Consider the following 22,120-nt stretch of genomic DNA (forward strand, 5'->3'; position numbering starts at 1 on the left):
CAGGTCCTTCGTCGAAATCCTGCACTAAGACGAACAAGAGTTGACGACCGGAATGAGAGCGCTAGGGCGGCCGTGGTCACAATTTGCACCCGGGTGCACGAGCGGTCCTTTGGTCGGAGGAAGACCGAAGCCGAAACGCCCTCGTCAGCTTGAGCAGCGAAGGCGATCTACCAAGTGCTGATTGACACCATCGGCGGGACCAACATTGCTGCTCTTCTGCGGTGAAGCAACCAATTCGCCAAGAAATGACTTCGCATCATCTAGCGAGTTATCATTCGGCACGTCGGAGTCAAAGGCGCCTGCGACCTAGCGCACGTTTGCATTGTCGATCTCAAGATGTTCCATAAACCCCGCTTCGTAGCGATGATAAAGACAATGCAGCGCATCGGAGCTTCCGGCATAGGCCGCGCCAGGGCGCGAGAAAGCGGGAATTCGCGTCACGCGCGGGCGTGAGGAAGGGCAGCCGCAGGAGCGTCAGCGTCAGCGGTCCGAAGGAGACACGGGACCGACTGCCCCACGACCGCGTGTTCCGCTTCGGGCCGATCGCCCATAGCCGTCACCGTGGGCACTTATTGCCGGCCACTCCCGACCCACGCCTCGCCTTCCCTTTCGGGCAGGCGACGTTCTCCCCGTCAAAGCTTTTCGTTGATCGTTGCTACGCGCCGCCCTCAAAAGGCTTTCTGCCTCGAGGATTGCCTCGTCGATGCGTTCGACCACTCTGCCAAGCACTGGGTTTTTCTTGGCAATCGGTCGGGCAGATTTCAAACACTGAAGAATGAGCTCCAGTCGATCCGACATGTCATCTCCATGCGCATGGAAACCTGGTTGGAGTGTAGCATTTCGGCTCATGGCGGTGCCCCTATGCTTGTGATGGTGCCATCGGGATCATCTCCTGCTTATTGGGCATGCCAGTGGCAAAACGCATCATCTGCAGAAATCTCCCGCGCCCTCACCTGCCCGGCCGCACCAGCGACCTGGCGATATCGATGATGTCGTCGCGCGAGGCGGTTGGATCCTCCCGGTTCCAGGCGACACCCAGCCCGATCTTTCGCGGTAGGGACGCCCGTTGCTGAGCGCCCCCCGCACAGATCCCGGCGAGCCCAATTCGGGCACCGGGCTCCTACCTTGGGTGATGGACGGCGAAGCGCTTTTCCGGCCATGGATGAAGGATATGCGGACTGGGAAGCCAAGTGTCCGCCAGCTTTGCCATTCGATCCCAGGTGAGGCCGTCTCTTTGACTGCGTCGCCGGAGCGTGCGCAGCCATAGCTCGGTCACCCGACGCCGGAACGCGAGGAGCGCCCGGATGTTTGTTGGGACCGCGTAGTAGGCGAAGTGGCCGGTCACGATCTGCTTCAGCCACTCGCCCTGTTCGGGGATAGGCCAATGCATACGCCGCCACAGCTCTGCCTTCATGGCCTTGAGCTTCGCTCGCATGCGGTCGCTTCGGGTCTTCCGCTTGAGCTGGAAGGACCCTTGGCGTGATTTTCCGCAAATGAACGTGAACCCGAGGAAGGCGAAGGTTTCCGGTTTGCCGAGCCCCCGCTTCTTGCGATCGACCGCAGCAAAGCGGCCGAACTCAATCAGGCGGGTCTTGTCCGGATGGAGTGACAGCATGAACTCCCCAAGCCTCGCACGCATCTCATCGAGGAAACGACGGGCGTCGCCTTCGTGCTCAAAGCCGACAATTAAATCGTCGGCATATCGAACGACGATCATATCGCCCTTAGCTTCGCGGTGTCGCCAACGCTCAGCCCATAGGTCCAAGACGTAGTGTAGGTAGATATTGGCCAGAAGCGGCGAGACCACCGAACCTTGACCCGTTCCCCTGTCATCTACTGTCACGACCCCGTCTTCCAAGATGCCCGCCTGCAGCCATTTCCGGATCAGGCGGATGATGCGCTTGTCGCCGATCCTGTGCTCCAGGAAGCGAACCAGCCATTCCTGACTGACCGCCCCAAAGAAGTTTTGGATATCGGCGTCTAAAATCCAGTTCACCTTCCGCGAGCCGACCGCAACGCACAGTGCATCCAATGCATCGTGTGGTCCCCGTCCGGGCCGGAACCCGTAAGAGAAACCGCAGAAGTCGCCTTCGTAGATGGCATTGAGCACCATGACCGTAGCGCCTTGGAGGATTTTATCTTCCAAGGCTGCGATCGCCAGCGGCCGCCGCTTGCCGTCCGCCTTGGGTATATACGTCCGGCGGGACGGTTGCGGACGGTACGTACCTCGATGGACTCGTCTGTGCAAAACCTCCAGCCGCGGCTTGAGGTCTGCCTCATAGTCCCGCCACGTCACGCCATCCACTCCGGGAGCCGCCTTGCGTTTGAGCGCATAGAACGCCGTTCGTAGTGTGTCGACATTGATGTGGTGGAAGAGCGCGGTGAGCCGTTCCTTCTTCTTCTGCCTTGCGGCTTGCCGTACGCGATCCAGCGACTGGGACATACGAGCCCGGCTCTGTGTCCGGTGCATGTGTTGCTGTTCCGCGTTCCCCTTGGTCTCCGGCCTTGGCTCCGCCGACTCCGCTGCCGGTTGCCCAGCTTTGTTCGTCGGTTTCACAGCTACTATGCCGGAGTCAGACTTCTCTGGATCGTGCGTCATCGGCTACGGCTCCTCGCCTTCCCGATGCGGACCATCCACCCCGAAGACGTGGGAGAGTCTGGTCGGTCTGCGTCGGAATTGGACTTTGTAAGAGTGGGCATCGTCCGAGGCAAAAAGGGGAACGCAGCCAGGGACCGTTGGGCGGTCCATGAGCGCCATCAATCACGGGCTGGCCGCTAGCGCTGGAACGTGATGTGGACAGTGCCGCTCTCGCCGTTTCCGACTTGACGGTGTAGCCGGCTTCCAGCCCGCGTAACTCGTCCCAGAGGCGTATGCCCCTCATCAATAGAATTGGGGTAACGGCAACATGCAGGCGGTCCACAGGCCTTCAGATAGTCCCGAACCATGGTTGGTCCGCCACCTCTCCACACGTCCTTTGCCGTTCGCGGCTGTCACGGCCTGCTGCAGCGCATCAACCGGGGCCGCCGCGAGGAAGTGGAACGTGGTGCCTCCAGCCATCTCGTTGGAAGCCGCGGCGTGTGCAGACAAAGACCGGGCAGTTGAATGGCGGCTAATCACCCCACCACCCTTTCCAGTTCCGATCATCGGGATGGTTGTGCAGCCCGAACTTGCCGGCCCCCATGATCCCGGCGCGAATGTTGGCGAAGTAGCCCTTGGCATACTCATCGTCCATGCCCGCGGTGTCTTTGCCGCTGGTGCCTTGAGCACGTGCTCCCGGAACGTCCTTGTGACGGCATAGGACCGACCAAGCGCGACCAGTCGGGGCCGAACGGGTTTTCAAGCGTCTGGTCGGACCCGAGCCGCGAACGCCGCCAAGTGGTCGTCGGTTTCGGCGCGGTGGAGTATGGGTTGCAGACGCTGGACGGCCTCGCTGCGTGGCTGGATGGTTGACCGATCCTCCTCGCGGGGTTGTCGGTCCCGGCCACGGTTTCCCTAAACGACCGCTTTGAGGACTTTGCGGCGTAACCGCGTGTGGCGGAGCCATGTTCGCAAAAGTCCCAATCGAAGCGATAGTTTTGTGTCAGCCTTTTCCCTCGGCCTTCTTTTTCCGGTACTGGACGGTTGGAAGGCCGCCCCAGCCCCAGTTGTCGAGCTCGACCTCTTCGATTACCACGTAGGTCGATTCGAGCGGCTTGTTGAGGACGTCGAGCATGACTTGGCTGACGCCCGCGATGATGGCGACCTTTTCGTCGGGGGTAACCGAGCTGCGATCAGGTGCTGTGCCTTCACGGGTTACCTGTACGGTGACTATGGGCATTTCGTAATCTCCTGGTTCAAGATCTGGATCGATCTGCTAGGCCATCGCCGCAAGGTGGTTCTCAAGTTCATCGACATGCGCATATCCAGCGCCGACCCTGCGAAGAGCTCCACCCTTCTTCAGGAAAAGCGTGGGGAAACTCGAGACGCCCATGGTACGAGACGTGGCGAAGTCTGTCGCTGCGTCTTCGATGGTGCTCCGTTTCTTAAAGGTCTCCAGGAACTCGTCGGCGGTGACGGGATGGCCAAGTTCCTCAAGAGCGCGCGATCCGACTTCCGCCAGTACGAGGCCATTCGTGGTGTCGAGCGCATCGACGTAGAACGCGTGCTGGAATGCACGGAAGACCTTCAGAAGATCCGCCTCCGGCCGAAGGATTCGAGCGGTCACGACCGCGCGGCATACAGGCTCGGTGTCGTAGACGAAGCCCGTTCTTGCAAGCAGGCCGTGACGGTTGAACGGTACGCCGCTGGCTTCCTCGACCTTCGCCCAGTGGTGCAGTCTGAACTGCTTGCCTGCGTCGTCGAGAACGTCGGTTGCGCCCGCGCGGAGCCCGCCGAGAACGATCTTCAGCGAGGCGTCCGGACGCCGCTGGAGCAGAAGCTCCATTTGCTTGCCGAATCCATAGCACCAAGAGCACATCGGATCGGCGGCCAGTACGAGTTCCATTGTCTTTCCTTTCACTTGTCAGCAAGGGTGCGTGGCGCATTCACGACGCGCACCCGGTTTCTCAGCGGCCTACCAGCGGCCGGCGTTCTGGCCACCGTCGACGTGCAGGATCTCTCCCGTGACGAAGCTTGCGCCCTCGAGGTAGATCACGGCCTCGACGATGTCGCTGATCTCGCCCATGTGGCCGACCGGATGCAGCGCGGAGAGGAACTCGTGGGTCTCGGGAGCATGCATCGGGGTCTTGATGATGCCAGGAGACACGGCATTCACCCGGACGCCCGTCTTGGCAAATTCGATTGCCAGTTCCTTCGTGACGGCGTTCAGACCGCCCTTGGTGAGCGATGCGAGAGCCGTGGGGACGCTCGACACCGGCTGGTTTACAAGGCTCGTCGTGATACTGACGATGTGACCGGAGCCCTGCTTGAGCATCTCCCTCGCCACCCGCTGCGTGATGTGGAAGAAGCCCGAAACGTTCACGCCGAAGTTCAGGTCGTAGTCTTCCTGAGTGAAGTCGACGAAAGGCTTTGCAGTGAACACACCCGCGTTGTTGACCAGCGTGTCCACGCGGCCGTAGCGCTCGAGTGCCTCGCGCACCACACGGTCTGCCGTCTCGGAATTGGAGATGTCGCCAGCTACGGCGTGCACGCCTTCGTCCGAACCCTGCTTGATTGAACGCGAGGTAGCGACGACCCGATAATTCCGCTCGCGATAGGCACGGACGAGACCTTCGCCAATGCCCTGCGATGCCCCGGTGATGATGGCGACCTTCCGATCATTGCTCATGATGTGAATCCTTTCAATTGCAGCGGTCCTGATTGGGCCGCCCGCCGCCCTCGGCGTCGGTGCAATGAATTTAGGACTTGTCGGCTCTCGGAAGAATTGCCGGACTGCGGCAGTCACTATGCCGTTTTCCGGGGGAATGCTCGTCTCCGGCGCATGCGATAACAAGGTATCGGGAACACCATCGGACAATATCAGCCGGATGTTGTCCCAGGTAGCCTCTATTCGCCGCCATGCTTCGGCGGTCTTTTCAACTTGGAGGATCCCGACATGAACGACGCGACGCTGCAAACAAAACCTTTAGCTAAGACCTCGGAAACAGGCACGACGATCATGAATCTTGAACTCCTCGTGATTCCGGTCTCCGACGTCGATCGTGCCAGAATCTTCTACGAGAGCCTTGGCTGGCGCCTGGACATCGACCACTCCACGGGCGACGACTATCGCATCGTTCAATTCAGCCCGATAGGCTCTGGATGCTCGGTGATGTTTGGAAAGAACATCACGGTTGCGACTCCCGGCTCCGCGCAGGGTATGCACCTCGTCGTCTCCGACGTGATTGCCGCACGCGACGACCTGGTCAGGCGCGGAGTGAAAGTCAGCGAACCTTTTCATGACGTGGGCGGTATCTTCCACCACTCCAACGGCAAGGGAATTGCCAAGGGACCCAATCCCGAAAGGAAGAGCTACGCCTCGTATGTTACGTTCGAGGACCCAGATGGCAACGGATGGACCTTGCAGGAGGTGACGGCGCGTCTACCTGGAGCGCCCGCGGACACGAGCTTCACGACGCAGCTTCACGAGGCCGTCTGGGGACCCTAAGGCATACGCCGGGAAGTTCAAGGCGACGTACGAACACCGCCTGGTCACGGGCGGGATTGGCCACAACCTTCCGCAAGAGGCCCCGGAGGCCTTCGCGAAGGCGGTTTGAAGGATGTCGATTCCTAAGCATGAAGGTTACTGTGGCGGTTCAGAGAGCGGTCTAGTGGCGCGATGCACCTATCGAATATTTCGATGATTTCCATCAGATAAAGGAGGCTGGCGCGGCGCTCGCCAACCGTGTGATGAGTGGCCGGTTTCCGCCGCCGTATCCGCACTTGGCGCTCGGGTGGCAACCTTGCCGTGAAAGGATACTACGTTGGAGATTGGTATCGACAGTTTTGCCATGCTCTTGACCGACCCCGCTACGGGGCGGTTGCAGTCGGCTATCGACCGCATGGGGAGCGTGCTGGCCGAAGTCGAGTTGGCGGATCAAGTCGGTCTCGATGTCTTCGGAATGGGTGAACACCATCGGGAGAACGCGCTTGATTCCGCGCCGGCGGTGATCCTCGCCGCTGCGGCTGCGCGCACGAAGTCGATAAGGCTGACGAGCGCCGTCGCTGTCCTGAGCGCCGCCGATCCCGTGCGGCTCTTCCAGGAGTTCGCCACGCTGGATCTGATTTCCCGCGGACGCGCGGAAATCGTGGTGGGTCGCGGCTCCTCCGTGGAGGCCTACCCTCTCTTCGGATTCGACCTGCGGGACTACGATGCGCTCTTTGCGGAAAAGCTGGACCTGTTGCTAAAGGTCAGGGAGCATCCCAACATCAAGTGGCAGGGCCGTTTTCGTCCTGCGATCAATGGCGAGGGAGTATTTCCCCGCCCGCACCAGCCAATCTTGCCTATCTGGCTTGGCGTCGGCGGGACGCCTGAATCGTTCATCCGCGCTGGAAGACTTGGCTTGCCGTTGATGATTGCCATCATCGGCGGTAGCTTCGAGCGCTTCCAGCCTCTCGTCGAACTGTATCGACGTGCGTGGCTTGCGTCCGGCCATCCTCCCGAGAACCAGAGGCTCGGCGTGCATGGTCTTGGCTTTGTGGGAGAGACCGACGAGGCGGCCAAGGAAGCGTTCTTCCCGGGCTGGTTCCAAATGTTCACGGACGCTGGAAAGGAGCGGGGCTGGCCGCCGCCGACGCAGGCTCAATTCGAGCACATGTGCGGGCGCGATGGCGCGTTCCTGGTCGGCAGCCCTCAAACGGTAGCCACCAAGATATTGCATGTTAACAGGACATTGGGAGGGATCGCGCGCATCACCTTCCAGATGAGCACCGCCGCGCTCGACGCGAAAGCGATGCGTCGTTCGATCGAACTACTGGGAACCGACGTTGCGCCTTTGGTGCGGGGAGAACTTTACAACTAGCGGGGGCGTGTCCGCGCCGAGCGTCGACATCGGCCGGCGCTCGCTCTCTTCATCCGAAGATCAATTTCTGATAGGCAGCCAGCATCTGCGGATCCTCAACCGACCCGTGATGGTGGAGCTGTCGCCAGGCCCCTTCCTTGCGCACGAACCACCGGGTCGTCCGGAACGTGACGTCGAGCGTCTCAGTTGCCGTCCTGCAGATTCCACGTTCTCGGCCGACGAAGAGATGCCAGTCGTCACCGCCCTGGCTCGTGAAGTCATGGAAGGTCACGTGAACTTTCGCCTGTCCCTTGAACAGCTTCGAGTATCCTTCGGCGATCTGCTCCCACCCGCGGCGGATGCCGCCGATGGGATTGTCCATGCTGGGTTCCGAACCTCCTAGCCACACGGCTTCGAGCCCCCCGAGATCGCTCGTGTTGAAAGCCTGGTAGAATCCGATCAATGCGTCGATCGGGTTGCCGTCGCCCCGCTTCGTCTCATTGCCGTCGATCTCAGTGAGATCTAGCATCTTGGTCATCGATATCTCCATTCGTTGCAAAGGCACCCGGCCCCGTTAGGTCTGATCTGTGGGCGGCCACAACGTCGTCGCGCCCTTCATAGACCCCGAGAGTGCTCCAGCGTGATCGTTGGTTCCATTGTACGATGGTGTCGTCGGCGTGCCGCAGACAAGCGGGCAACGGACTGCGCCCACGCGCGGCGCGTAACGACCATGAGTAAAGCGCGTGAGCTCCAGGCGCTTGAGATAGAATGCTGGACTAAACCGTCCAGCATCCGTCCGATATCCCTGGTCATCGATACCTAAGTTCAATAACCCCGTCTGCCGCCTCAGGCTTACATTTTAATAGTCGTCTCGCTCATCACAGACGCCCCTAATCAGCGCTGGTCCGCGCTTTGAGTCCAGGAGGAGTGCAATGAAATCCCTCTCGGCAATTGCCGCGCCGCTCAGCTTCGTACTCGCCTCGTTTGCAAACGTTCACGACCTGTCGGCGACGGACAACGGCAAACCCGCTTCGACGATCGATCGCCTCTACAGGGTGGACTGCGGCCATTCGCTCGCAAACGATGAATCCGTTTGGACGCCCGGTGAAAACAAGGGGAAATCGATCGAGTTCTCCTCGACATGCTATCTCATTCAGCATCGAACGGATTATTTGATGTGGGACACTGGCGTTCCGGAGTCCACGATCGGCGATCCCAAAGGATGGTCCACTCTTCCCAGCCTCATCGTCTATCACCTTGACAGGACGATATCCTCACAACTCGCGGCGATCGGATTAAAACCCGCCGATGTCAACTATGTTCTTGTGTCTCATACGCACGGTGACCACATCGGGAACATTGGACTTTTTCCCGATGCGACAGTGGTCATGCAGCAAGCGGAATATCTGTGGATCAACTCGCCTCCCCCTTCAGACCCAAACCTGAGCACGCTGGTGACGCTCGCTCGCAAACTACTTGGGCAACCTCGGCGGCTGGAACTGATTACTGGCGACATCGATATCTTTCGTGACGGAAGCGTCAGGTTGATTTCAACGCCCGGACACACGCCCGGAAGCCAGTCGCTGATGGTGCATCTAGCCAAGTCCGGCTACATCGTCCTGTCTGGCGACGTCGCCCACCTCGAGGACAATTTCGAACGGGACATCGTTCCGTCGCTGAACGTCGACAAGGGCGAATCCGTTGCGTCCATGGATCGGATCAAGCAAATCATGGCCGACTACGACGCCCAGCTCTTTATCAATCACGACAAGCATCAGGCCGACCAGCTAAAGCTTCTGCCTGATTATTACGACTAACTGGAGCCTGTGGAAGAACCGCAACTGCCTTTTGTTATCGGACATTGAAAGGAGCTTTGAAAATGGACATGCTTTCCTTGGCGAAGGATATTGCCGACTGCGTGGAGACGGAGTCCGTCCGTGCAAAGATACCGGTCACAGTTACGGTCATCGACGTTCATGGCAACACCGTGCTTCAACATCGGATGAACGGCGCTCTAGCCTTCTCCATGCTCATTTCCGAACGCAAGGCCTACAACTCCGCTCTTACCAGGCTGCGAACGTCCGACCTCTTTCATCTGGTTCGGCTCTTGAGGCCACAGAAGATACGTACAATGTGCGAGCACCATTACCAGCACCGCTCCTGCCCCTGCTTCTGTCATGGTGCGCCTCAGGTCAAAGGATTCATCGAACGGTTCATTGCCACGACATCATCATGTGTGGGGCTTGCCGCAAGCGTTGCAAATTTGCCGATGAGTTGGTCACGCGTCTCGGGCGCTTCACCCTTTACCGCCGCACCGAGCGCCTTGCGCATGGTCGCCGCGTCGTAATCACAGCAGTAGCCCGGCGTCGACGGTTGCTGCCGCCAGGACTCTCCAAGCGGACCGCCATCAACCGAATCAAACCCAACTTCGTTGACGATGCCCATCACGAGCTGCTTGGCTGCCTCGTCGTCTCCGGCGACCGCCACTGCCAGACGACCAGGAGTCCCGTCGGGCTGACCAAGTTCCGCCAGGGAATGTGCGAGGATGTTGTTGAACGCCTTGATGACCGAGCGGCCGAGCTGCTCGGAGACCCAGACGCTTTCGACCTCGCCAGCATCGAGGGCGGCGATCTGTGGATCGCGCAGGCCCGGATAATAGTTGCTGGTGTCTACGATAGGGACGCCGTCAGGTAGGCCGTCGAAGAGGCCCTTCGGCAGCTTTTCGATAGCTGGAAGCGGAATGGACATGATCACCATATCCGCCCCGGAGATAGCTCCCCTCGTATCGGTGGGCGTCGCTCCGATCTTTTCCGCAAAAGGCCGAACCGCGTCAGCGCCCTTGGAGTTCGCGACGCTGACGTTATGACCCGCAGATGCGAGCTTGCGGGCAAGGGTACCTCCGATGTTGCCGATACCAATAATGCCGATCTTCATGATTATGATCCTGTTGTTCTGCAGACCGAGATAATAGATGCTGAGGCATCGACAAGAACTGACGGATAAGTGGGTTACCCACAAAAAGGTAAGTATGGCACTGGATCGGGACTGGAAGTGCGGAGACCCGCAAGAGCATCTCAAATGGGCGGAGGTGACGACCGATGCCCTTCGGGTGCTCGAAGGCAAATGGAAGATTGTCATAATCTGCCAGTTGTTCGGGGCAAAAGAGGCGCTTCGCTTTTCCGAACTCGAACGGCGGTGCGAAGGGGTGAACCAGAAGATGCTGATCCAGCAACTGAAGGAACTTGAGAAGGACGGCCTAGTAACGCGCACCGTCTATCCTCAGGTGCCGCCGAAGGTCGAGTACGCGCTGACGGAAATGGGCAAAGCTCTGGGGCCATCGATGGCTGAACTGATCGACTGGGCGTTTACACGCCGCGAGAAAATGCGCGAAGGGGCTCGTTGAATAAGGATCAACAGGATTTCTGGCGCTTTGTTGCCATCAATGTCGCGGCGAAGCTTTCGGAGCAACCTGCCGTGTCTGGTCAATGTGCAAGGAAGGCACCCCTTACATATGAGCTTCCCATGTACCCGCAAAGTAGACGGGCCGAACAGCGATGTCGCCGATCGCGATACCGCCGTCGGGCGTTTCGCTCCTGAACTCGTTCTGCGTTTCAGGTCATCGTGAGGCCGTGAGGTTTTCGTCTCCCGACCTCGTTCTCGCTCATCGATGTCCGGCCTATGCTGCGGCGCCAGCCTTCAAACTCGTGAGGAGCGCGACGAGAGCCTGCGCTCCGGCGGTGGACGATGCGGGATTTTGCCCTGTGATCAGCCTGCCATCGGTAATGGCGAAGCTCTCCCAGTTCGCCTTCTTCTCGTAGAGGCCGCCGAGCCGCTTGAGTTCGTCCTCCACGAGGAACGGCACGACCTTCGTCAGTTGCACTTCCTCTTCCTCGCCGTTGGTAAAGCCTGTCACCCGCTTGCCCTTGACGATTGGAGCACCCTGGTAGGTTACCCGGTGCAACACGGCCGGGGCGTGGCAGACTGCCGCGACGGGCTTTCCGGAGTTGTAGAAGGACTCGATCAACTGGATGGACTCAGAGTTGTCGACCAGATCCCACATGGGACCATGGCCGCCCGGATAGAAAACCGCATCGAAATCGTCTGAGCGTACTTCGCTCAGCTTCTTGGTGGTCGCGAACACTTTCTGCGCGGCCTCGTCTTGCTTGAACCTCGTCATGGCGGGCGTCTGGTTCTCAGGCAGATCGCTTTTCGGGTCGATCGGCGGTTGACCGCCCTTGGGTGACGCGAGCGTCAGTTCGACTCCGGCATCGCGGAAGACATAGTAGGGGGCGGCGCCCTCTTCGAGCCAGAAGCCCGTCTTGCGCCCTGTGCTTCCGAGTGTGTCATGAGAGGTGAATACCATCAGGATCTTCATCGTTCAGCTCCGTCCAATTCTGTTCAGCAGCGGAATAGCTGCACGTGAGAATTACCGGGGATCAACGCATTTCGCACTTGCACGTTGGTATCGCCACACCTTGGTATCGGTTGACGCGCGAAATTGGAGCACTGTCTCTGGCGATCTATCGCACAAGACGCCTGGTACTTGTCATTCGAGCTCACCGGTGAGGAACTGCGCCCGACCGGAGCCAAACGACCAGTCCTCGTCCGAGTTGGTCAGCATCGTAATCATCACATCGGAAGGCTCGATTTTGCAGCGAATCTGTAGCTCCCGGGTGAGACTGGAGTAGAAGGCTCTCTTGGCGGCTTGGGACCGACGGCGGCTGATGATTCGAGAACAACGAATTTCTCGGTTCGCGGAATGTCGAGCCCGGTGTCCAAGAACCGCACGTGAGACTTCTCGTGCTCATGAAGGATCTGATAGCGGTCACGCTGAGGAACCCCGAAGGAATCGACAATGACGGTATGGATCTTATCCAGCAGCGCGTCGATCTCTCGAAGCGAGCGTGATTTCAGGACGTGGACCTTTACAAGGGGCATTGGGGGAATCCTTTTGTTTGTTGCTTGTTTCAGCTTTGACGGACCGGTCGTCCAATCCCTCTGGCGCTCCGCTCGCCGGGAAAGAGCAGGATCATGAGGACGTAGATCGAGGCACCCACCACCAAGGCGATACCGGCGATGGCGAGCGCGAGATCGAACCCGGCATCGACGTTCGCGACGCGACGCATAATCGCTGCGACAGCCGGAGGCCCCATGATCTGGCCGAGTGCGAACACCGCCGTCAAAAGTCCCATGTATCGCGCATGGTGGCTCGACCGTATCCTTCGCACTTCGTTCATCGCAAAGAAGCTTATCGCGGTGAACGGCAGGCCAACAAGGATACTGCTGAGGGCAAGCCCGAAAGCGTCGTGCCAGACCACAGAGAGCGCAACCCCAATCGCCTGCACAAGATATGCGCCGATGAGATGGAGCCTCACGTCGGAGGTGTGCTTTACGCGTGCCGCAAGCAGCGATCCCACCACGGCCGCCATTCCGAAGAGCGGCCAGAAGACCGTGAGAAGAGGCGAACCAGGCATGCTGTTCTTCGCGATCACCGGAAGATAAGTTGCTGTGACGATGTAGCCGAAACCGGCCAAGCCATAAGCGAGCGCAAACAGAGGCATTTCCGATTTCGGAACCTTGCCGGAAGCCCTGGTCGGCGCCCCGACCGAATATGCGTTTGATGGCCTCGAATCCTTCCGGAATATCGACCAGATGATCCCACTGGTGACGGCGGATATCGCCGCGAACGTGAGCCAGGCGGCACCGCCTGGCATACCGAGAACTGTCATTCCGCTCGCAGCCAGCCCTGAGGCTGCGATGCCTGCGCCCGGACCGGTGAAAATGGCGCTTGCAACCGAACTCCCGCTTCCCGAAAGCTGGGCGAGACACCAGCCGGACGTGAAGACAAAGCCGACCGCGGAAGCCATCCCCGCTAGAAACCTCAGGCCAATCCAGACGTCCGGATAGGGTGCCGACATCAAAGCGGTGAGGATAACCGTTGACACCAGCGTGAGGCGGATGACTGACGTATCGTCCCAACTCTTGGGCACCAGCATTGCCGTCAGCGCGCCGACCAGGTAGCCGGCATAGTTCGCAGTCGCCAGCTCTCCTGCCCGCGCTAGGTCGAGCACTCCGTCGTGCAGCATCATTGGCAGAATGGGCGTGAAGGCAAATCGGCCGACGCCCATGGCGATCGCCAACGACGCGGAACCTGCGAGGACGACCAAAATCGGATTCTGTCTATGCTTCGACATCTTGCTTTCCTTCACTTCGCTTCAATGCTGGCTTTTGTGCGCGCACGCACCGCCCTCATGACGTGGTGATCAAGCACGTCTGGGGGAACGAACGGCAAGCGGTAGGCTGTCCACCGCGGCTCGAGGGAATCGGCGGTGTGAAAATCAGCCTGGCTGCGGCGGTCGATAACCTCCAGCGCCGCTCGATAGAGCTCACGAGTGAGTTCCTCGGCCCCAGTCCTTGGAGCGAGCCTGGCGGCCTTACCTGACCAGTGGTTTGTGAAGTCGCCACGCGACGCCGTCTCCGCCTTCGCTCTGATGGGAGCGATTGCGCCGCCGGCAGTTGGAAACCAGGAACGTCGACGGAAAGGACCGAGCTCCCGCATCAATCGGTTCACCACGCTCCTCGCCGGACGGCCAGTGAAGACGTTCGTAATCGCGGTGTTATCATCGCGTGCCGTAGCCAGCGCGCTCGCGTAGACAGCGGGGATCCTTGCTTCAGGGCACAACAGGTAAGCGGTCCCGGCGGTGGCGACGACCATGTCGACCGTCGTTGCGCCGGCCATCGGCGCCTGGATGATGGGGAGCTAGATTCCGAACAGATCGAGAATTCGTCGATCTGGCCAGCGGGTCATTTGGACTCCTTGTCGTGCGTGACGTTGCAACGCTGAGACCTCCGGCCTCCCGTCACGTCTATTGGACCTTGGTGTGCCGAGGAACGACCCGATCCGAAGGTATCGGGGACACCGACGCGCTTCCGGCTCATGGCCGGATCATCGCATCAGTCCCCGCTTTCAGGATATGAACACGCGCGCCGAACAGTCGGTCCATTGGTCTGATAGATATCGGTCTCGCGGGGCACCATTTGAGCCAGGACGACTTCGCATGCCAGTCCGGTTCTGGCGCAGGCGGCCGCGGCCAATCGGGCGAAATTTGACTGCACTCCGCCGGTCACGACTACGGTATCGCAGCCCTCCGACTGAGCTTGTCCGATCAGGAACTCGAGCTTGCGAAGCTTGTTGCCGCCACCGGCGAGTTCCATGAGATCGTCCCTCTTCGCCCAGATCGAGACGCCTCTTCGGCGTTCGTCGAGCACCTGCTCCAGACGATCCAGCGATCTCGCTTGTGCGTGTTGTCGTGCCGCTTGTCAGGACGCCAGCGTCGGCGTCCGGTAGCGAGGGGCGGGAACATTGCGCGAGAGATTCGGTATCAGCTTCTGCCGGGCCGCTTCGTAAGCGTTCCAGTCTGCGATGTCGGGTACCGAAGGAAGGGTCATCAGCTCGGCCATATCGAGACCGGCGAGTGCAGCATCGACCGCATCGTCAGCCCTCATAACGATCTGGTCGGGCAGCCGGTCGAGGGAGCCGCCGGATGCTTCCCAGAAAGGTGTTTCCACCGCGCCGGGGAGCACGACCTAGATGCGAATGCTCTTTTCGGCAAGCTCCTTCTGCAGGGAGAACGTCAGGGCGATGACGAACGCCTTCGTCGCGCCGTATACGCCGTTGAGGATTTCTGGCACGAGTCCCAGTGCCGACGCCATGCTGACGATCGTTCCGTGCTTTCGAGCGACGAAAGACGGCGCGACGGCATAGGCCAGACGGAGTCGAATGCGTCAATGGATCGCCCGTTAAAAGCGCCGACGAGTTTGTGCAATGGTATCGGCGATACCTAAGGATCGGTCGCACCCATCTCGAAGGCCCGACACCTTTGGACGATGGATAGACACATTAGGGGGCGCCGCATTGTCCCCGCGTAACGGATGCCAAATGGCAATTCATGAACCAGAGCAACTAAGCCCCGCTCTTGCCGACGATATCGACATGTAGCTTGAGGTGGTCGTCATTCCGATTTCTAACGTCGATCGCGCCAAATCCCTCTACACAGGCCTCGGCTAGCAGCCGAGGCCGACGTGCCGGGGAAGGACGGTTTTCCGCCTGGTCCACGTCACGCCTCCCGGTTCGCCCTCCTCCGTAGTCCTCGGATCGAACGCGATGTCCGCTGCACCTTTAGCCGCGTTGTGGCTCAGGAGAACTGTCGCTTTGCTGCAGGCACTCAACCGTAACTCGGCACGATCACTCCAGGCTTCCGGCTTCCGCCGCGATGCGTCCCAGTTCCGAACGAAGACGCTGGGCCGCGAAGTCGAGGAACGCCCGAACTTTCGGGACCGCGGCCCGACCCTGCGGTGTGAGGACATGGACCGGGAGCGGCGGCGGCTCATCGTCCTGGAGGAGGATCTTTAGCCGCCCGTCGCGGACGTATTCGGCGACATGGTAGGAGTACAGCCTCGTCACGCCCATCCCGTCTGCGGCCGATGCCGCGGCTGCCCGCACGCTGTTGACGAGATAGCGCGGCGAGAAATGGACGGTTCTGGGAATGGATGATCCCTTCGATGGCGCGAAGGCCCAGGATTCCAGACCGAAATTCGTGAACGCGATGAGATCGTGCTTTGAGAGATCGGATGGCTCTTCGATGGCAGCCTTGCTTTCCAGATAGCCCGGAGCGGCCACCACGACGCGCCGGACGTCGCCGCCGATACGGATGGAAATATGCGTCGAGTCCGCGAGATTGCCAATCCGCAACGCCACGTCCACGCCCTCGTCGACGAGATTGACGAAGCGATCGAGCATCAGGAGGCGAACAGAAACGCTTGGGTGCTCGCGGAGAAAGCTGTCGATAATCGGCCGCAGCACCTCCTCGCCGAGAATGGGTGGCGCGGAGACGGTGATGGTTCCCCGCGGCGAGGATCGTTCTGCTCCGGCGACCATGTCCGCCTCCTCGAGGTCGACGAGGACCCTCCGGCAAGCTTCCACGTAGCGCTGGCCCGCTTCGCTGAGCTTCAGGCTCCGCGTCGTTCGATGAAGCAGTTCGACGCCGACATGCTGCTCGAGCAATCCCAGGGCCCGGCTGATCGCCGTCGGGGATCGCTTCAGCCTTCGGGCGGCACCCGCCAGGCTTCCTTCCTCAACGGCAGTGACGAAGACCTTCATTGCATCGATGCGATCCATGACCGACTCCTTTTTTGCTGTGCGGATATCTTCACAGCATGCGTGGCGGCGCAATATCCTGGATCTTTGAACATCAGCATTCCGGTCGACACCACATCCAATGGACAACAAAGGCGGCCACGACGATATCGATCTTCGAAGTACGCCATGCGATTAAACGGGCAAACAAGATGGCACGGCATCGCACGGGCTCGAGTGGGATTTCGCTGGCTGGCGCTTTGCCCCGATACCATCGTACAATGGACTTTCAAGCCCAACCACGCATGCTTGCCTAGCTTCGAAAAGCGATCGATAACCAGGTCACCAAGCCACTACGATGATAGATTTTCGTGCATTGAGAGAGTTTGATGGCTTCGTGGAAGGAGCTAATGTACCGGATGGTCTCGACGGTGACGACTATGAACCCTGGCAACGCAATCGACCGACCAACGGTTTTCGTTGTTGATGCCCACGTGTCTGTCCGAGAATCCTTGGAGGGCTACGATGCTGATCTGGGGGCGGTCCGAAAGCCAAGCTGGGCGGTCGATGGCTCCCGATCTGGCAGGAGAGCAATGGTTTTGCGTCGTCCCAGATCGCAGATGATGGTCCCATAGCGTTGGTTACGTCGCCACGTCCAGTCGTTGATCCCGATCACGGTCGGCGGGACAAAGCGCGGACTGCCGCGCCGCCGCACAACGCGCAGCAGCGTGTCGTGGCTTACCGGCAACATCAGCCTCTTGGCAAAGGTGGCCGCTGCCACCCAGTGCAAGCCCGAGATGATGGACGATGTGGTCGAGCCTGAGCGTGGTGGGGTGCCGGCAATGATGGGCAGTGGCTTCGATGAATCCATTTGCTATCGTCCACTATAGAGCGCAGGTTAAGATTCTCGGCAGCCATTGAACGGGCGCTGCCGATTGAGGCCTGTGAGCTTCGCCCCGACTGGAAGGAGGACAACATGTCTTCCGAAATCAACACCGCCAATCTGAAAAGCGAAGACCTGAAGATGCTTCAGGAAGTTCTCGTCAGCTGCGGCTACAAAGGCAAAATATCGGCGAACCCGGAGGGAGAGTTCATCGTTGCAGCCAGGCTGATTATCAAGCTTTTCCACCGGGGTCTGAGAGAGCCGGTCCAACTTGCTAACGCTCTGCGCAGAAACTTCGGTAGCTCGCAGAAGGGGGCGAACGTCATAAATTTTTCGGGTCCGCATCGAGACGCCGTGCCGGGATTAACTCCGCCGGGGCGTCGCGTTCACTGACAGACGCCTCAATCGACTACGACAGGCAGCTATGGGCGGCGAACCGATCAACTTTGAACATACGATTGGCTGCCATCCCACCACATCCTTCGAGGGAGCAGCGGTGCGGCACGCGGCTCGGACGCTACTACCATTGTGATTTGCCGGCCGTATCGAGCGCGTTAGATCTGCACTCGGGGGAACAATGACAGGGGAAGCAAGATGAGTTGGGAGAATGAGGTTTTCGGTCGGTCTGTTTGGGGTGTGCCTGTATATGTCAGGATCGGCAGTGGCATGACCGAGACAATTCGTGGTCCCGAAGAGGGACTGGGTTATCTCTTGAACAGGTGGCCGGCCGAGCATGGAAAACACTATGGCTTGGCAAAGCTTGCGTGCGTGGGAGCTCTTGTAAATCTGGGCTCTCTTAAAATCGCCAGAGAGGCGTTCAAAGCCGCTGCAATTGAGGTGAATCTCTTGGCTTAGAGGGACGAACGCGCGCTTTGTGCAGACGTTTAGGGGCTGGATTTTTGCTGCTGGTGGCGATCCAACCATTACTTGTGCAGGTGGAACATTCTGGCCGCCATGCAGAGGGCCTGCGCCGCGGCGGCTTCCTCGTTTCCGTCGAGGTCGACGACGCGAGCTATGAGACGGCTCACGACATCCTCGACGACGAAGGCTCGATCGACATCGATGAGCGCGCCGACACCTGGCGTAAGGAAGGCTGGAATGCGCAGGGCTCCAATGAAGCTCTGGCGAACACCAGCTACGATTGCAATGCAGGTTTAAGTTCGGTCGTACGCACCGAGCAGCGCAAGTTCGATGACGACCTGGACGGCGTGGTTCAGTCGACGGCGGCCTCCCGCGAGGACGCTTTCGACGACGGGTCGCGTGACGAAACCATTCCGGTGGTCGAGGAAAATCTCCGGGTCGGCAAGCGCAACGTCAACAATGGCTCTGTGCGCGTGCGCGGCTACACCGTCGAAACGCCCGTCCGCGAAGACGTCAGCCTGCGTAACAAGACGTCGACATCGAACGTTGCACGGTTGTTCGCCCCCTGACCGACGCCGATCGCGCCTTCCAGGATCGGACGATCTCGGCAGAGGAGCATCCCGAAGAAGCGGTCGTGTCGAAAGACACTCGCGTCGTCGAAGAGATCGGCATTCGCAAGACTGCAAGATCGGACCGAGACGGTCAACGATATCCGCAGGTTTTCCGACGGCGGGCAGCGCGTCTCCGTCCGCTGAGCAGATGGCGTCGCCCGCACCGTCGCAGGAGACAGCTCGTCCAGCGATGGCCATGAGGCGCCGCGACCATCGGTCGATACCGAGCCCATCCTCAACGCCGCAGTCCAGAAGTCCGGTCAGAAGCTCGACTGGCGACATTCGATCGTCGACCTGATGAAGGCGCTCGGGATGGACGCGAGCCTCGAAGAACGCAAGGAACTCGCCCAGGAACTCGGCTATTCGGGACGCCCACGGAAACGCCAAGATGAACACCTATCTCCACAAGGCGTCGATGAAGAAACTGGCAGAAAACGGCGGCAAGGTGCCTGCCGACCTGCTTGACTAGGCACCACAGCGCAGCCTCCGCATTCTGCGGTCATGAAGACGCGCTCGATATTTCTGCGGCTTTCTGAAACCGCTGTCTAACTCGCCGGCCAGACCGCGTCTCCGGATCAGTTTCCTCAGCAAGCGAGTCGTCGATACTGCCTTCGCCTTTCGCTCCCGACGTTAGCGGCACCTCCCGAACGCTGAAATCTGTACCATCATCTGCTTCGCGCGACCGATCGCTGCACTCTCGCCGGCGACGGTGTCAGATGCCACACGAACTGAGATCAGCTCGTTTCCCTCTCGATGAAATTCGACCGTGATGGTTCCTTCGGTGGTTTTGGGAACATTCGTGTTCAGTAACCGCATCTTCATCTCCCTACGCGATCAGTCCGGACGAGGGTTCACATCTTCACGCTTGAAGGCCCGCGCCGACCTGCGACCGTCAATCCAGTCCATCGTTGGCGTTACCGCCACGCCGTGAACCACGATCGATATGAGTACAATCAACAATACGGTTGCCCAGATCGTCTCAACGCCGGCGAACTCCGCGTGACCCGTCGCGTAGGCGAGATAATATATCGAACCCAGCCCGCGTATTCCGAAGACCGCGATAATTACACTTTCTGAAGGCGGATGATCTGAACCGAGAAGACTAAGCCATCCTATAACGGGTCTGACGACGGCAAGCGCGAGAACAGCGACCGCGACCACACACCAGTCGACCGCCGCCATGAACGGAACGCTCACCGCGATCGCCCCGAGGCAGACAAGAAGAGCCATCATCAAAAGACGCTCTATCTGCTCTGCGAAGTCGTGGAGTTGTTCATGCCAGTCGTGTTCTCGTTCAGCGTCCCTGAATGCCACGGCGGCGAGGAAGACCGCGACAAAACCATAGCCGTGGACAAGCTCCGTCAGGCCGTATGTCGTAAAGGTCATTCCGAGCGCCACGAAGCCGTCGCGGGTTCTCGAAAGGCTGCCGACGCTCATCCGGAACGATAGCACGCCGAATACTTTGCCAAGACCCCAACCCATGACGACGCCTGCGAGCAGCCTCCAAACGACGTCGAGCAAAGCCCAGTGACCGAGAACATCCAGGCGTTCCGTTCCCATCAGCGTCATAGCCACCGCAAGATGCACGAATGGGAAACTGAGCCCGTCGTTGAGGCCTGCCTCGGACGTCAGCGCAAACCGCACTTCATCTTCTTCTCCGGTCCTCGGAGGGCCAACTTGAACATCGCTTGCAAGTACCGGATCGGTTGGCGCAAGTGCGGCACCGAGAAGAAGTGCTGACGCGGCACCGAGTCCGAGTATCCAGTGGCCGAGAAGAGCAAGGGCTCCAATCGTGAGCGGCATGGCAATCCCCAATAGCCGCCACGTCGTCGCCCAGCTTCGCCATCCAATCGGTCGATCAAGCTTGAGCCCCGCCCCCATGAGAGCGACGATGACGACGATTTCTGTCATCCGTTGCGTGAACTCGCGGTTTTCGAGCGGGTTGAACTGGGGAAGCAGTGGGAAAGGCGACCAGGCGAGGACCGCGCCGATTGCCAGACAGGCTATAGGCAGCGACAGGGGAAGCCGGCGGAAGATCATAGGAAGCCAGGCAGTCAATAAGACTACAAACCCCAGTATGGTCAGCGTGACGATGTAGATATCCATTCCACGCTTCCACAAATACTCTATAAACCACAAACGCGGTCAAGCGCCAAAGGTTACACACAAGGCGTAGGCGTCTCGAAGCTTGTGATCGGCCGCCGAGAACGTGCTGTGGTCCGCAAGCCTCGCGCGCAGGGATCGTCCTTTGAACACTCAGACTAGGCGACGAAGTCTGGCCGGACAAAAACCGCCAATGCCGAGGACGGTGAATCGGTCATCCTCATCGGCAGACCGGTCGAGGCGCTGACATTATGGCTAAAGGAAGCAGGCATTGAAAAAGGCGATGTCTTCCGGGCGATCGACCGGTGGGGCAATGTCAAGAAGACGCAGATTTCACCGCGATCGGTGAACCTGATCATCAAGTCTCGTTGCAAGCTCGCCGGCCTCTCTCCCAGCGAGCTTTCGGCGCATGGCTCGCGCTCCGGGTATCTGACGCAAGCCGCCCGCAATGGCATCCCGTTGCCGGAAGCGATGGAGCAGTCGCGTCATCGGTCTGTTCAGCAGGCGGCGAGCTATTATAACGGTGAAGCAAGGCGAAGCGGACGGGCAGGCCGCCTGCTCGTATAGGCAAAAACCACAGACGGTTGGCGTGTTGCAGCTCGTCCGCGGACCTCACGACGTTTACGGGCTCTAAAAACAGACAGCACGGCCGGCCTTCGGGAACCCGAACCTTTATCGACTTCCCCCGGCCCAGGTCTTGGAGCGCGAAATGAGTCACAGAACGGTGGCTAGAACGCATGCAATGGAACTGCGCGCAGGCTGACTGAACTGCTCGCAGCAGATCGGTTGCTATGACAGATCGCGAGCGATAGATTGCTGGTCGATCAACAGCGAGCACACGAGGGTTCTCATGCCAACTGGCAAGGTCAAGTTTTTCAACAACGACAAAGGCTTCGGCTTCATCACACCGGACGACGGCGGTGCCGACGTTTTCGTGCACGTCTCGGCGCTGCAGTACGGTGACGGGCTGAAGGAAGGGCAAAGCGTGTCCTTCGACGTTGGCCAGGATCGGAAGACCGGCAAGTCGAAGGCCGAGAACGTCAGATCGCTCTGAACCGAGCGGGATCTCCTTCTCGACAAGCCCAATGCATCGCGGGGCGCCATTGA

General features: G+C 59.6%; 21 protein-coding genes and 11 pseudogenes. 14 read left to right on the forward strand and 18 right to left on the reverse strand.

Features of this window, described 5'->3' with window-relative positions; all coding sequences use genetic code 11:
• Positions 1 to 949: 949 nt before the first annotated feature.
• The 3 genes and pseudogenes from AC1DUP_RS34555 to AC1DUP_RS34565 all read right to left on the reverse strand — a co-directional run.
• Positions 950 to 1,048: pseudogene (locus AC1DUP_RS34555) on the reverse strand (LysR family transcriptional regulator); the annotation flags it as partial.
• A gap of 72 nt (positions 1,049 to 1,120) precedes the next feature.
• Positions 1,121 to 2,599 carry a group II intron reverse transcriptase/maturase gene (ltrA, locus tag AC1DUP_RS34560; protein ID WP_477837022.1) on the reverse strand — a complete coding sequence of 493 codons (1,479 nt, stop codon included), beginning with the start codon at positions 2,597 to 2,599 and terminating at the stop codon, positions 1,121 to 1,123.
• A gap of 176 nt (positions 2,600 to 2,775) precedes the next feature.
• Positions 2,776 to 3,354 (reverse strand): annotated as a pseudogene (locus AC1DUP_RS34565) (dihydrofolate reductase family protein); the annotation flags it as partial.
• Between the two features lies 1 nt (position 3,355).
• Between AC1DUP_RS34565 and AC1DUP_RS34570 the strand changes: the two are divergent.
• Positions 3,356 to 3,451, forward strand: a pseudogene (locus AC1DUP_RS34570) (ATPase); the annotation flags it as partial.
• Between the two features lie 130 nt (positions 3,452 to 3,581).
• Here the strand turns inward: AC1DUP_RS34570 and AC1DUP_RS34575 are convergent.
• The 3 genes from AC1DUP_RS34575 to AC1DUP_RS34585 all read right to left on the reverse strand — a co-directional run bounded on the left by AC1DUP_RS34575 (position 3,582) and on the right by AC1DUP_RS34585 (position 5,267).
• Positions 3,582 to 3,818 (reverse strand): tautomerase family protein, encoded by a 237-nt coding sequence (locus AC1DUP_RS34575; RefSeq protein ID WP_113297666.1) that lies wholly within the window; start codon positions 3,816 to 3,818, stop codon positions 3,582 to 3,584.
• Between the two features lie 36 nt (positions 3,819 to 3,854).
• Positions 3,855 to 4,484, reverse strand: coding sequence for a thioredoxin domain-containing protein (locus AC1DUP_RS34580; protein ID WP_115038285.1), 630 nt, complete (start codon positions 4,482 to 4,484; stop codon positions 3,855 to 3,857).
• Positions 4,485 to 4,553: 69 nt separating this feature from the next.
• Positions 4,554 to 5,267 (reverse strand): SDR family oxidoreductase, encoded by a 714-nt coding sequence (locus AC1DUP_RS34585; protein ID WP_113297664.1) that lies wholly within the window; start codon positions 5,265 to 5,267, stop codon positions 4,554 to 4,556.
• Positions 5,268 to 5,534: 267 nt separating this feature from the next.
• Between AC1DUP_RS34585 and AC1DUP_RS34590 the strand changes: the two genes are divergently transcribed.
• The 3 genes and pseudogenes from AC1DUP_RS34590 to AC1DUP_RS34600 all read left to right on the forward strand — a co-directional run bounded on the left by AC1DUP_RS34590 (position 5,535) and on the right by AC1DUP_RS34600 (position 7,440).
• Entirely contained in the window at positions 5,535 to 6,086 is a 552-nt protein-coding gene (locus tag AC1DUP_RS34590) for a VOC family protein (protein WP_477837025.1), read from the forward strand.
• A pseudogene (locus tag AC1DUP_RS34595) lies at positions 6,070 to 6,195 on the forward strand (alpha/beta hydrolase); the annotation flags it as partial. The gene AC1DUP_RS34590 and the pseudogene AC1DUP_RS34595, both read left to right, overlap by 17 nt.
• 207 nt (positions 6,196 to 6,402) lie before the next feature.
• Positions 6,403 to 7,440 (forward strand): LLM class flavin-dependent oxidoreductase, encoded by a 1,038-nt coding sequence (locus AC1DUP_RS34600; RefSeq protein WP_115038286.1) that lies wholly within the window; start codon positions 6,403 to 6,405, stop codon positions 7,438 to 7,440.
• Positions 7,441 to 7,489: 49 nt separating this feature from the next.
• Here AC1DUP_RS34600 and AC1DUP_RS34605 read toward each other — a convergent pair whose 3' ends face one another.
• Positions 7,490 to 7,948 carry a nuclear transport factor 2 family protein gene (locus AC1DUP_RS34605; RefSeq protein WP_162805162.1) on the reverse strand — a complete coding sequence of 153 codons (459 nt, stop codon included), beginning with the start codon at positions 7,946 to 7,948 and terminating at the stop codon, positions 7,490 to 7,492.
• A 403-nt stretch (positions 7,949 to 8,351) separates the two neighbouring features.
• Here AC1DUP_RS34605 and AC1DUP_RS34610 point away from each other — a divergent pair, with 403 nt between their 5' ends.
• On the forward strand, positions 8,352 to 9,236 hold the full coding sequence (locus tag AC1DUP_RS34610) for an N-acyl homoserine lactonase family protein (protein ID WP_115038289.1): 885 nt from the start codon (positions 8,352 to 8,354) through the stop codon (positions 9,234 to 9,236).
• Between the two features lie 68 nt (positions 9,237 to 9,304).
• Positions 9,305 to 9,511, forward strand: a pseudogene (locus AC1DUP_RS34615) (GlcG/HbpS family heme-binding protein); the annotation flags it as partial.
• Positions 9,512 to 9,606: 95 nt separating this feature from the next.
• Here the strand turns inward: AC1DUP_RS34615 and AC1DUP_RS34620 are convergent.
• Positions 9,607 to 10,353, reverse strand: a complete 747-nt coding sequence (locus AC1DUP_RS34620) for an NAD(P)-binding domain-containing protein (RefSeq protein ID WP_115038291.1) — start codon at positions 10,351 to 10,353, stop codon at positions 9,607 to 9,609.
• 94 nt (positions 10,354 to 10,447) lie between these two features.
• Between AC1DUP_RS34620 and AC1DUP_RS34625 the strand changes: the two genes are divergently transcribed.
• A complete protein-coding gene (locus AC1DUP_RS34625; protein ID WP_113297798.1) occupies positions 10,448 to 10,822 on the forward strand; it encodes a winged helix-turn-helix transcriptional regulator in 375 nt (124 codons plus the stop codon).
• Between the two features lie 273 nt (positions 10,823 to 11,095).
• On the opposite strand, the gene AC1DUP_RS34630 is transcribed toward AC1DUP_RS34625, so the two are convergent.
• The 8 genes and pseudogenes from AC1DUP_RS34630 to AC1DUP_RS34665 form a co-directional block, all read right to left on the reverse strand.
• Positions 11,096 to 11,794 carry a type 1 glutamine amidotransferase domain-containing protein gene (locus AC1DUP_RS34630; protein WP_113297660.1) on the reverse strand — a complete coding sequence of 233 codons (699 nt, stop codon included), beginning with the start codon at positions 11,792 to 11,794 and terminating at the stop codon, positions 11,096 to 11,098.
• 171 nt (positions 11,795 to 11,965) lie between these two features.
• Positions 11,966 to 12,357: pseudogene (locus AC1DUP_RS34635) on the reverse strand (tautomerase family protein).
• A 29-nt stretch (positions 12,358 to 12,386) separates the two neighbouring features.
• The gene (locus tag AC1DUP_RS34640; RefSeq protein WP_115038293.1) at positions 12,387 to 13,613 is read right to left on the reverse strand and encodes a YbfB/YjiJ family MFS transporter; all 1,227 of its coding nucleotides are present in this window, start codon (positions 13,611 to 13,613) and stop codon (positions 12,387 to 12,389) included.
• Between the two features lie 152 nt (positions 13,614 to 13,765).
• Positions 13,766 to 14,164: pseudogene (locus AC1DUP_RS34645) on the reverse strand (nitronate monooxygenase); the annotation flags it as partial.
• A 209-nt stretch (positions 14,165 to 14,373) separates the two neighbouring features.
• Positions 14,374 to 14,634 carry a pyridoxal-phosphate dependent enzyme gene (locus tag AC1DUP_RS34650; protein ID WP_477837029.1) on the reverse strand — a complete coding sequence of 87 codons (261 nt, stop codon included), beginning with the start codon at positions 14,632 to 14,634 and terminating at the stop codon, positions 14,374 to 14,376.
• Between the two features lie 105 nt (positions 14,635 to 14,739).
• Positions 14,740 to 15,192 (reverse strand): annotated as a pseudogene (locus AC1DUP_RS34655) (SDR family NAD(P)-dependent oxidoreductase); the annotation flags it as partial.
• A gap of 472 nt (positions 15,193 to 15,664) precedes the next feature.
• Positions 15,665 to 16,597, reverse strand: a complete 933-nt coding sequence (locus AC1DUP_RS34660) for a LysR family transcriptional regulator (RefSeq protein ID WP_115038297.1) — start codon at positions 16,595 to 16,597, stop codon at positions 15,665 to 15,667.
• A 476-nt stretch (positions 16,598 to 17,073) separates the two neighbouring features.
• A pseudogene (locus tag AC1DUP_RS34665) lies at positions 17,074 to 17,382 on the reverse strand (ISL3 family transposase); the annotation flags it as partial.
• 149 nt (positions 17,383 to 17,531) lie between these two features.
• On the opposite strand from AC1DUP_RS34665, the gene AC1DUP_RS34670 reads away from it, so the two are divergent.
• The 5 genes and pseudogenes from AC1DUP_RS34670 to AC1DUP_RS34690 all read left to right on the forward strand — a co-directional run bounded on the left by AC1DUP_RS34670 (position 17,532) and on the right by AC1DUP_RS34690 (position 19,379).
• A complete protein-coding gene (locus AC1DUP_RS34670) occupies positions 17,532 to 17,831 on the forward strand; it encodes a hypothetical protein (protein ID WP_115038299.1) in 300 nt (99 codons plus the stop codon).
• Between the two features lie 201 nt (positions 17,832 to 18,032).
• The gene (locus AC1DUP_RS34675; protein ID WP_113297657.1) at positions 18,033 to 18,293 is read left to right on the forward strand and encodes a DUF982 domain-containing protein; all 261 of its coding nucleotides are present in this window, start codon (positions 18,033 to 18,035) and stop codon (positions 18,291 to 18,293) included.
• Positions 18,294 to 18,346: 53 nt separating this feature from the next.
• Positions 18,347 to 18,868 carry a DUF2382 domain-containing protein gene (locus AC1DUP_RS34680; protein WP_477837035.1) on the forward strand — a complete coding sequence of 174 codons (522 nt, stop codon included), beginning with the start codon at positions 18,347 to 18,349 and terminating at the stop codon, positions 18,866 to 18,868.
• Positions 18,865 to 18,936: pseudogene (locus AC1DUP_RS34685) on the forward strand (hypothetical protein); the annotation flags it as partial. The gene AC1DUP_RS34680 and the pseudogene AC1DUP_RS34685, both read left to right, overlap by 4 nt.
• A gap of 50 nt (positions 18,937 to 18,986) precedes the next feature.
• Positions 18,987 to 19,379: pseudogene (locus tag AC1DUP_RS34690) on the forward strand (DUF3597 domain-containing protein).
• Positions 19,380 to 19,540: 161 nt separating this feature from the next.
• Here the strand turns inward: AC1DUP_RS34690 and AC1DUP_RS34695 are convergent.
• Positions 19,541 to 19,726, reverse strand: coding sequence for a hypothetical protein (locus tag AC1DUP_RS34695; RefSeq protein WP_115038302.1), 186 nt, complete (start codon positions 19,724 to 19,726; stop codon positions 19,541 to 19,543).
• A gap of 18 nt (positions 19,727 to 19,744) precedes the next feature.
• Complete coding sequence (locus AC1DUP_RS34700) at positions 19,745 to 21,016, reverse strand: cation:proton antiporter domain-containing protein (protein ID WP_115038305.1); 1,272 nt, start codon at positions 21,014 to 21,016, stop codon at positions 19,745 to 19,747.
• A 240-nt stretch (positions 21,017 to 21,256) separates the two neighbouring features.
• On the opposite strand from AC1DUP_RS34700, the gene AC1DUP_RS34705 reads away from it, so the two are divergent.
• Positions 21,257 to 21,580, forward strand: coding sequence for a tyrosine-type recombinase/integrase (locus AC1DUP_RS34705; protein WP_477837037.1), 324 nt, complete (start codon positions 21,257 to 21,259; stop codon positions 21,578 to 21,580).
• Between the two features lie 283 nt (positions 21,581 to 21,863).
• Positions 21,864 to 22,067, forward strand: a complete 204-nt coding sequence (locus AC1DUP_RS34710) for a cold-shock protein (RefSeq protein WP_113310792.1) — start codon at positions 21,864 to 21,866, stop codon at positions 22,065 to 22,067.
• Positions 22,068 to 22,120 lie beyond the last annotated feature (53 nt).

Source organism: Rhizobium sp. 01L419, from assembly GCF_056400025.1.

Excerpts from the sequence above, each read along its gene's own strand:
- AC1DUP_RS34575 (WP_113297666.1), bottom strand. The coding sequence starts at position 3,818 with ATGCCCATAGTCACCGTACAGGTAACCCGTGAAGGCACAGCACCTGAT.
- AC1DUP_RS34585 (WP_113297664.1), bottom strand. The coding sequence starts at position 5,267 with ATGAGCAATGATCGGAAGGTCGCCATCATCACCGGGGCATCGCAGGGC.
- AC1DUP_RS34670 (WP_115038299.1), top strand. The coding sequence starts at position 17,532 with ATGTCTTCCGAAATCAACACCGCCAATCTGAAAAGCGAAGACCTGAAG.
- AC1DUP_RS34605 (WP_162805162.1), bottom strand. The coding sequence starts at position 7,948 with ATGCTAGATCTCACTGAGATCGACGGCAATGAGACGAAGCGGGGCGAC.
- AC1DUP_RS34700 (WP_115038305.1), bottom strand. The coding sequence starts at position 21,016 with ATGGATATCTACATCGTCACGCTGACCATACTGGGGTTTGTAGTCTTA.
- AC1DUP_RS34695 (WP_115038302.1), bottom strand. The coding sequence starts at position 19,726 with ATGCGGTTACTGAACACGAATGTTCCCAAAACCACCGAAGGAACCATC.
- AC1DUP_RS34625 (WP_113297798.1), top strand. The coding sequence starts at position 10,448 with ATGGCACTGGATCGGGACTGGAAGTGCGGAGACCCGCAAGAGCATCTC.
- AC1DUP_RS34580 (WP_115038285.1), bottom strand. The coding sequence starts at position 4,484 with ATGGAACTCGTACTGGCCGCCGATCCGATGTGCTCTTGGTGCTATGGA.
- AC1DUP_RS34650 (WP_477837029.1), bottom strand. The coding sequence starts at position 14,634 with ATGGAACTCGCCGGTGGCGGCAACAAGCTTCGCAAGCTCGAGTTCCTG.
- ltrA (WP_477837022.1), bottom strand. The coding sequence starts at position 2,599 with ATGACGCACGATCCAGAGAAGTCTGACTCCGGCATAGTAGCTGTGAAA.
- AC1DUP_RS34590 (WP_477837025.1), top strand. The coding sequence starts at position 5,535 with ATGAACGACGCGACGCTGCAAACAAAACCTTTAGCTAAGACCTCGGAA.
- AC1DUP_RS34610 (WP_115038289.1), top strand. The coding sequence starts at position 8,352 with ATGAAATCCCTCTCGGCAATTGCCGCGCCGCTCAGCTTCGTACTCGCC.
- AC1DUP_RS34630 (WP_113297660.1), bottom strand. The coding sequence starts at position 11,794 with ATGAAGATCCTGATGGTATTCACCTCTCATGACACACTCGGAAGCACA.
- AC1DUP_RS34640 (WP_115038293.1), bottom strand. The coding sequence starts at position 13,613 with ATGTCGAAGCATAGACAGAATCCGATTTTGGTCGTCCTCGCAGGTTCC.
- AC1DUP_RS34710 (WP_113310792.1), top strand. The coding sequence starts at position 21,864 with ATGCCAACTGGCAAGGTCAAGTTTTTCAACAACGACAAAGGCTTCGGC.
- AC1DUP_RS34675 (WP_113297657.1), top strand. The coding sequence starts at position 18,033 with ATGAGTTGGGAGAATGAGGTTTTCGGTCGGTCTGTTTGGGGTGTGCCT.
- AC1DUP_RS34660 (WP_115038297.1), bottom strand. The coding sequence starts at position 16,597 with ATGGATCGCATCGATGCAATGAAGGTCTTCGTCACTGCCGTTGAGGAA.
- AC1DUP_RS34620 (WP_115038291.1), bottom strand. The coding sequence starts at position 10,353 with ATGAAGATCGGCATTATTGGTATCGGCAACATCGGAGGTACCCTTGCC.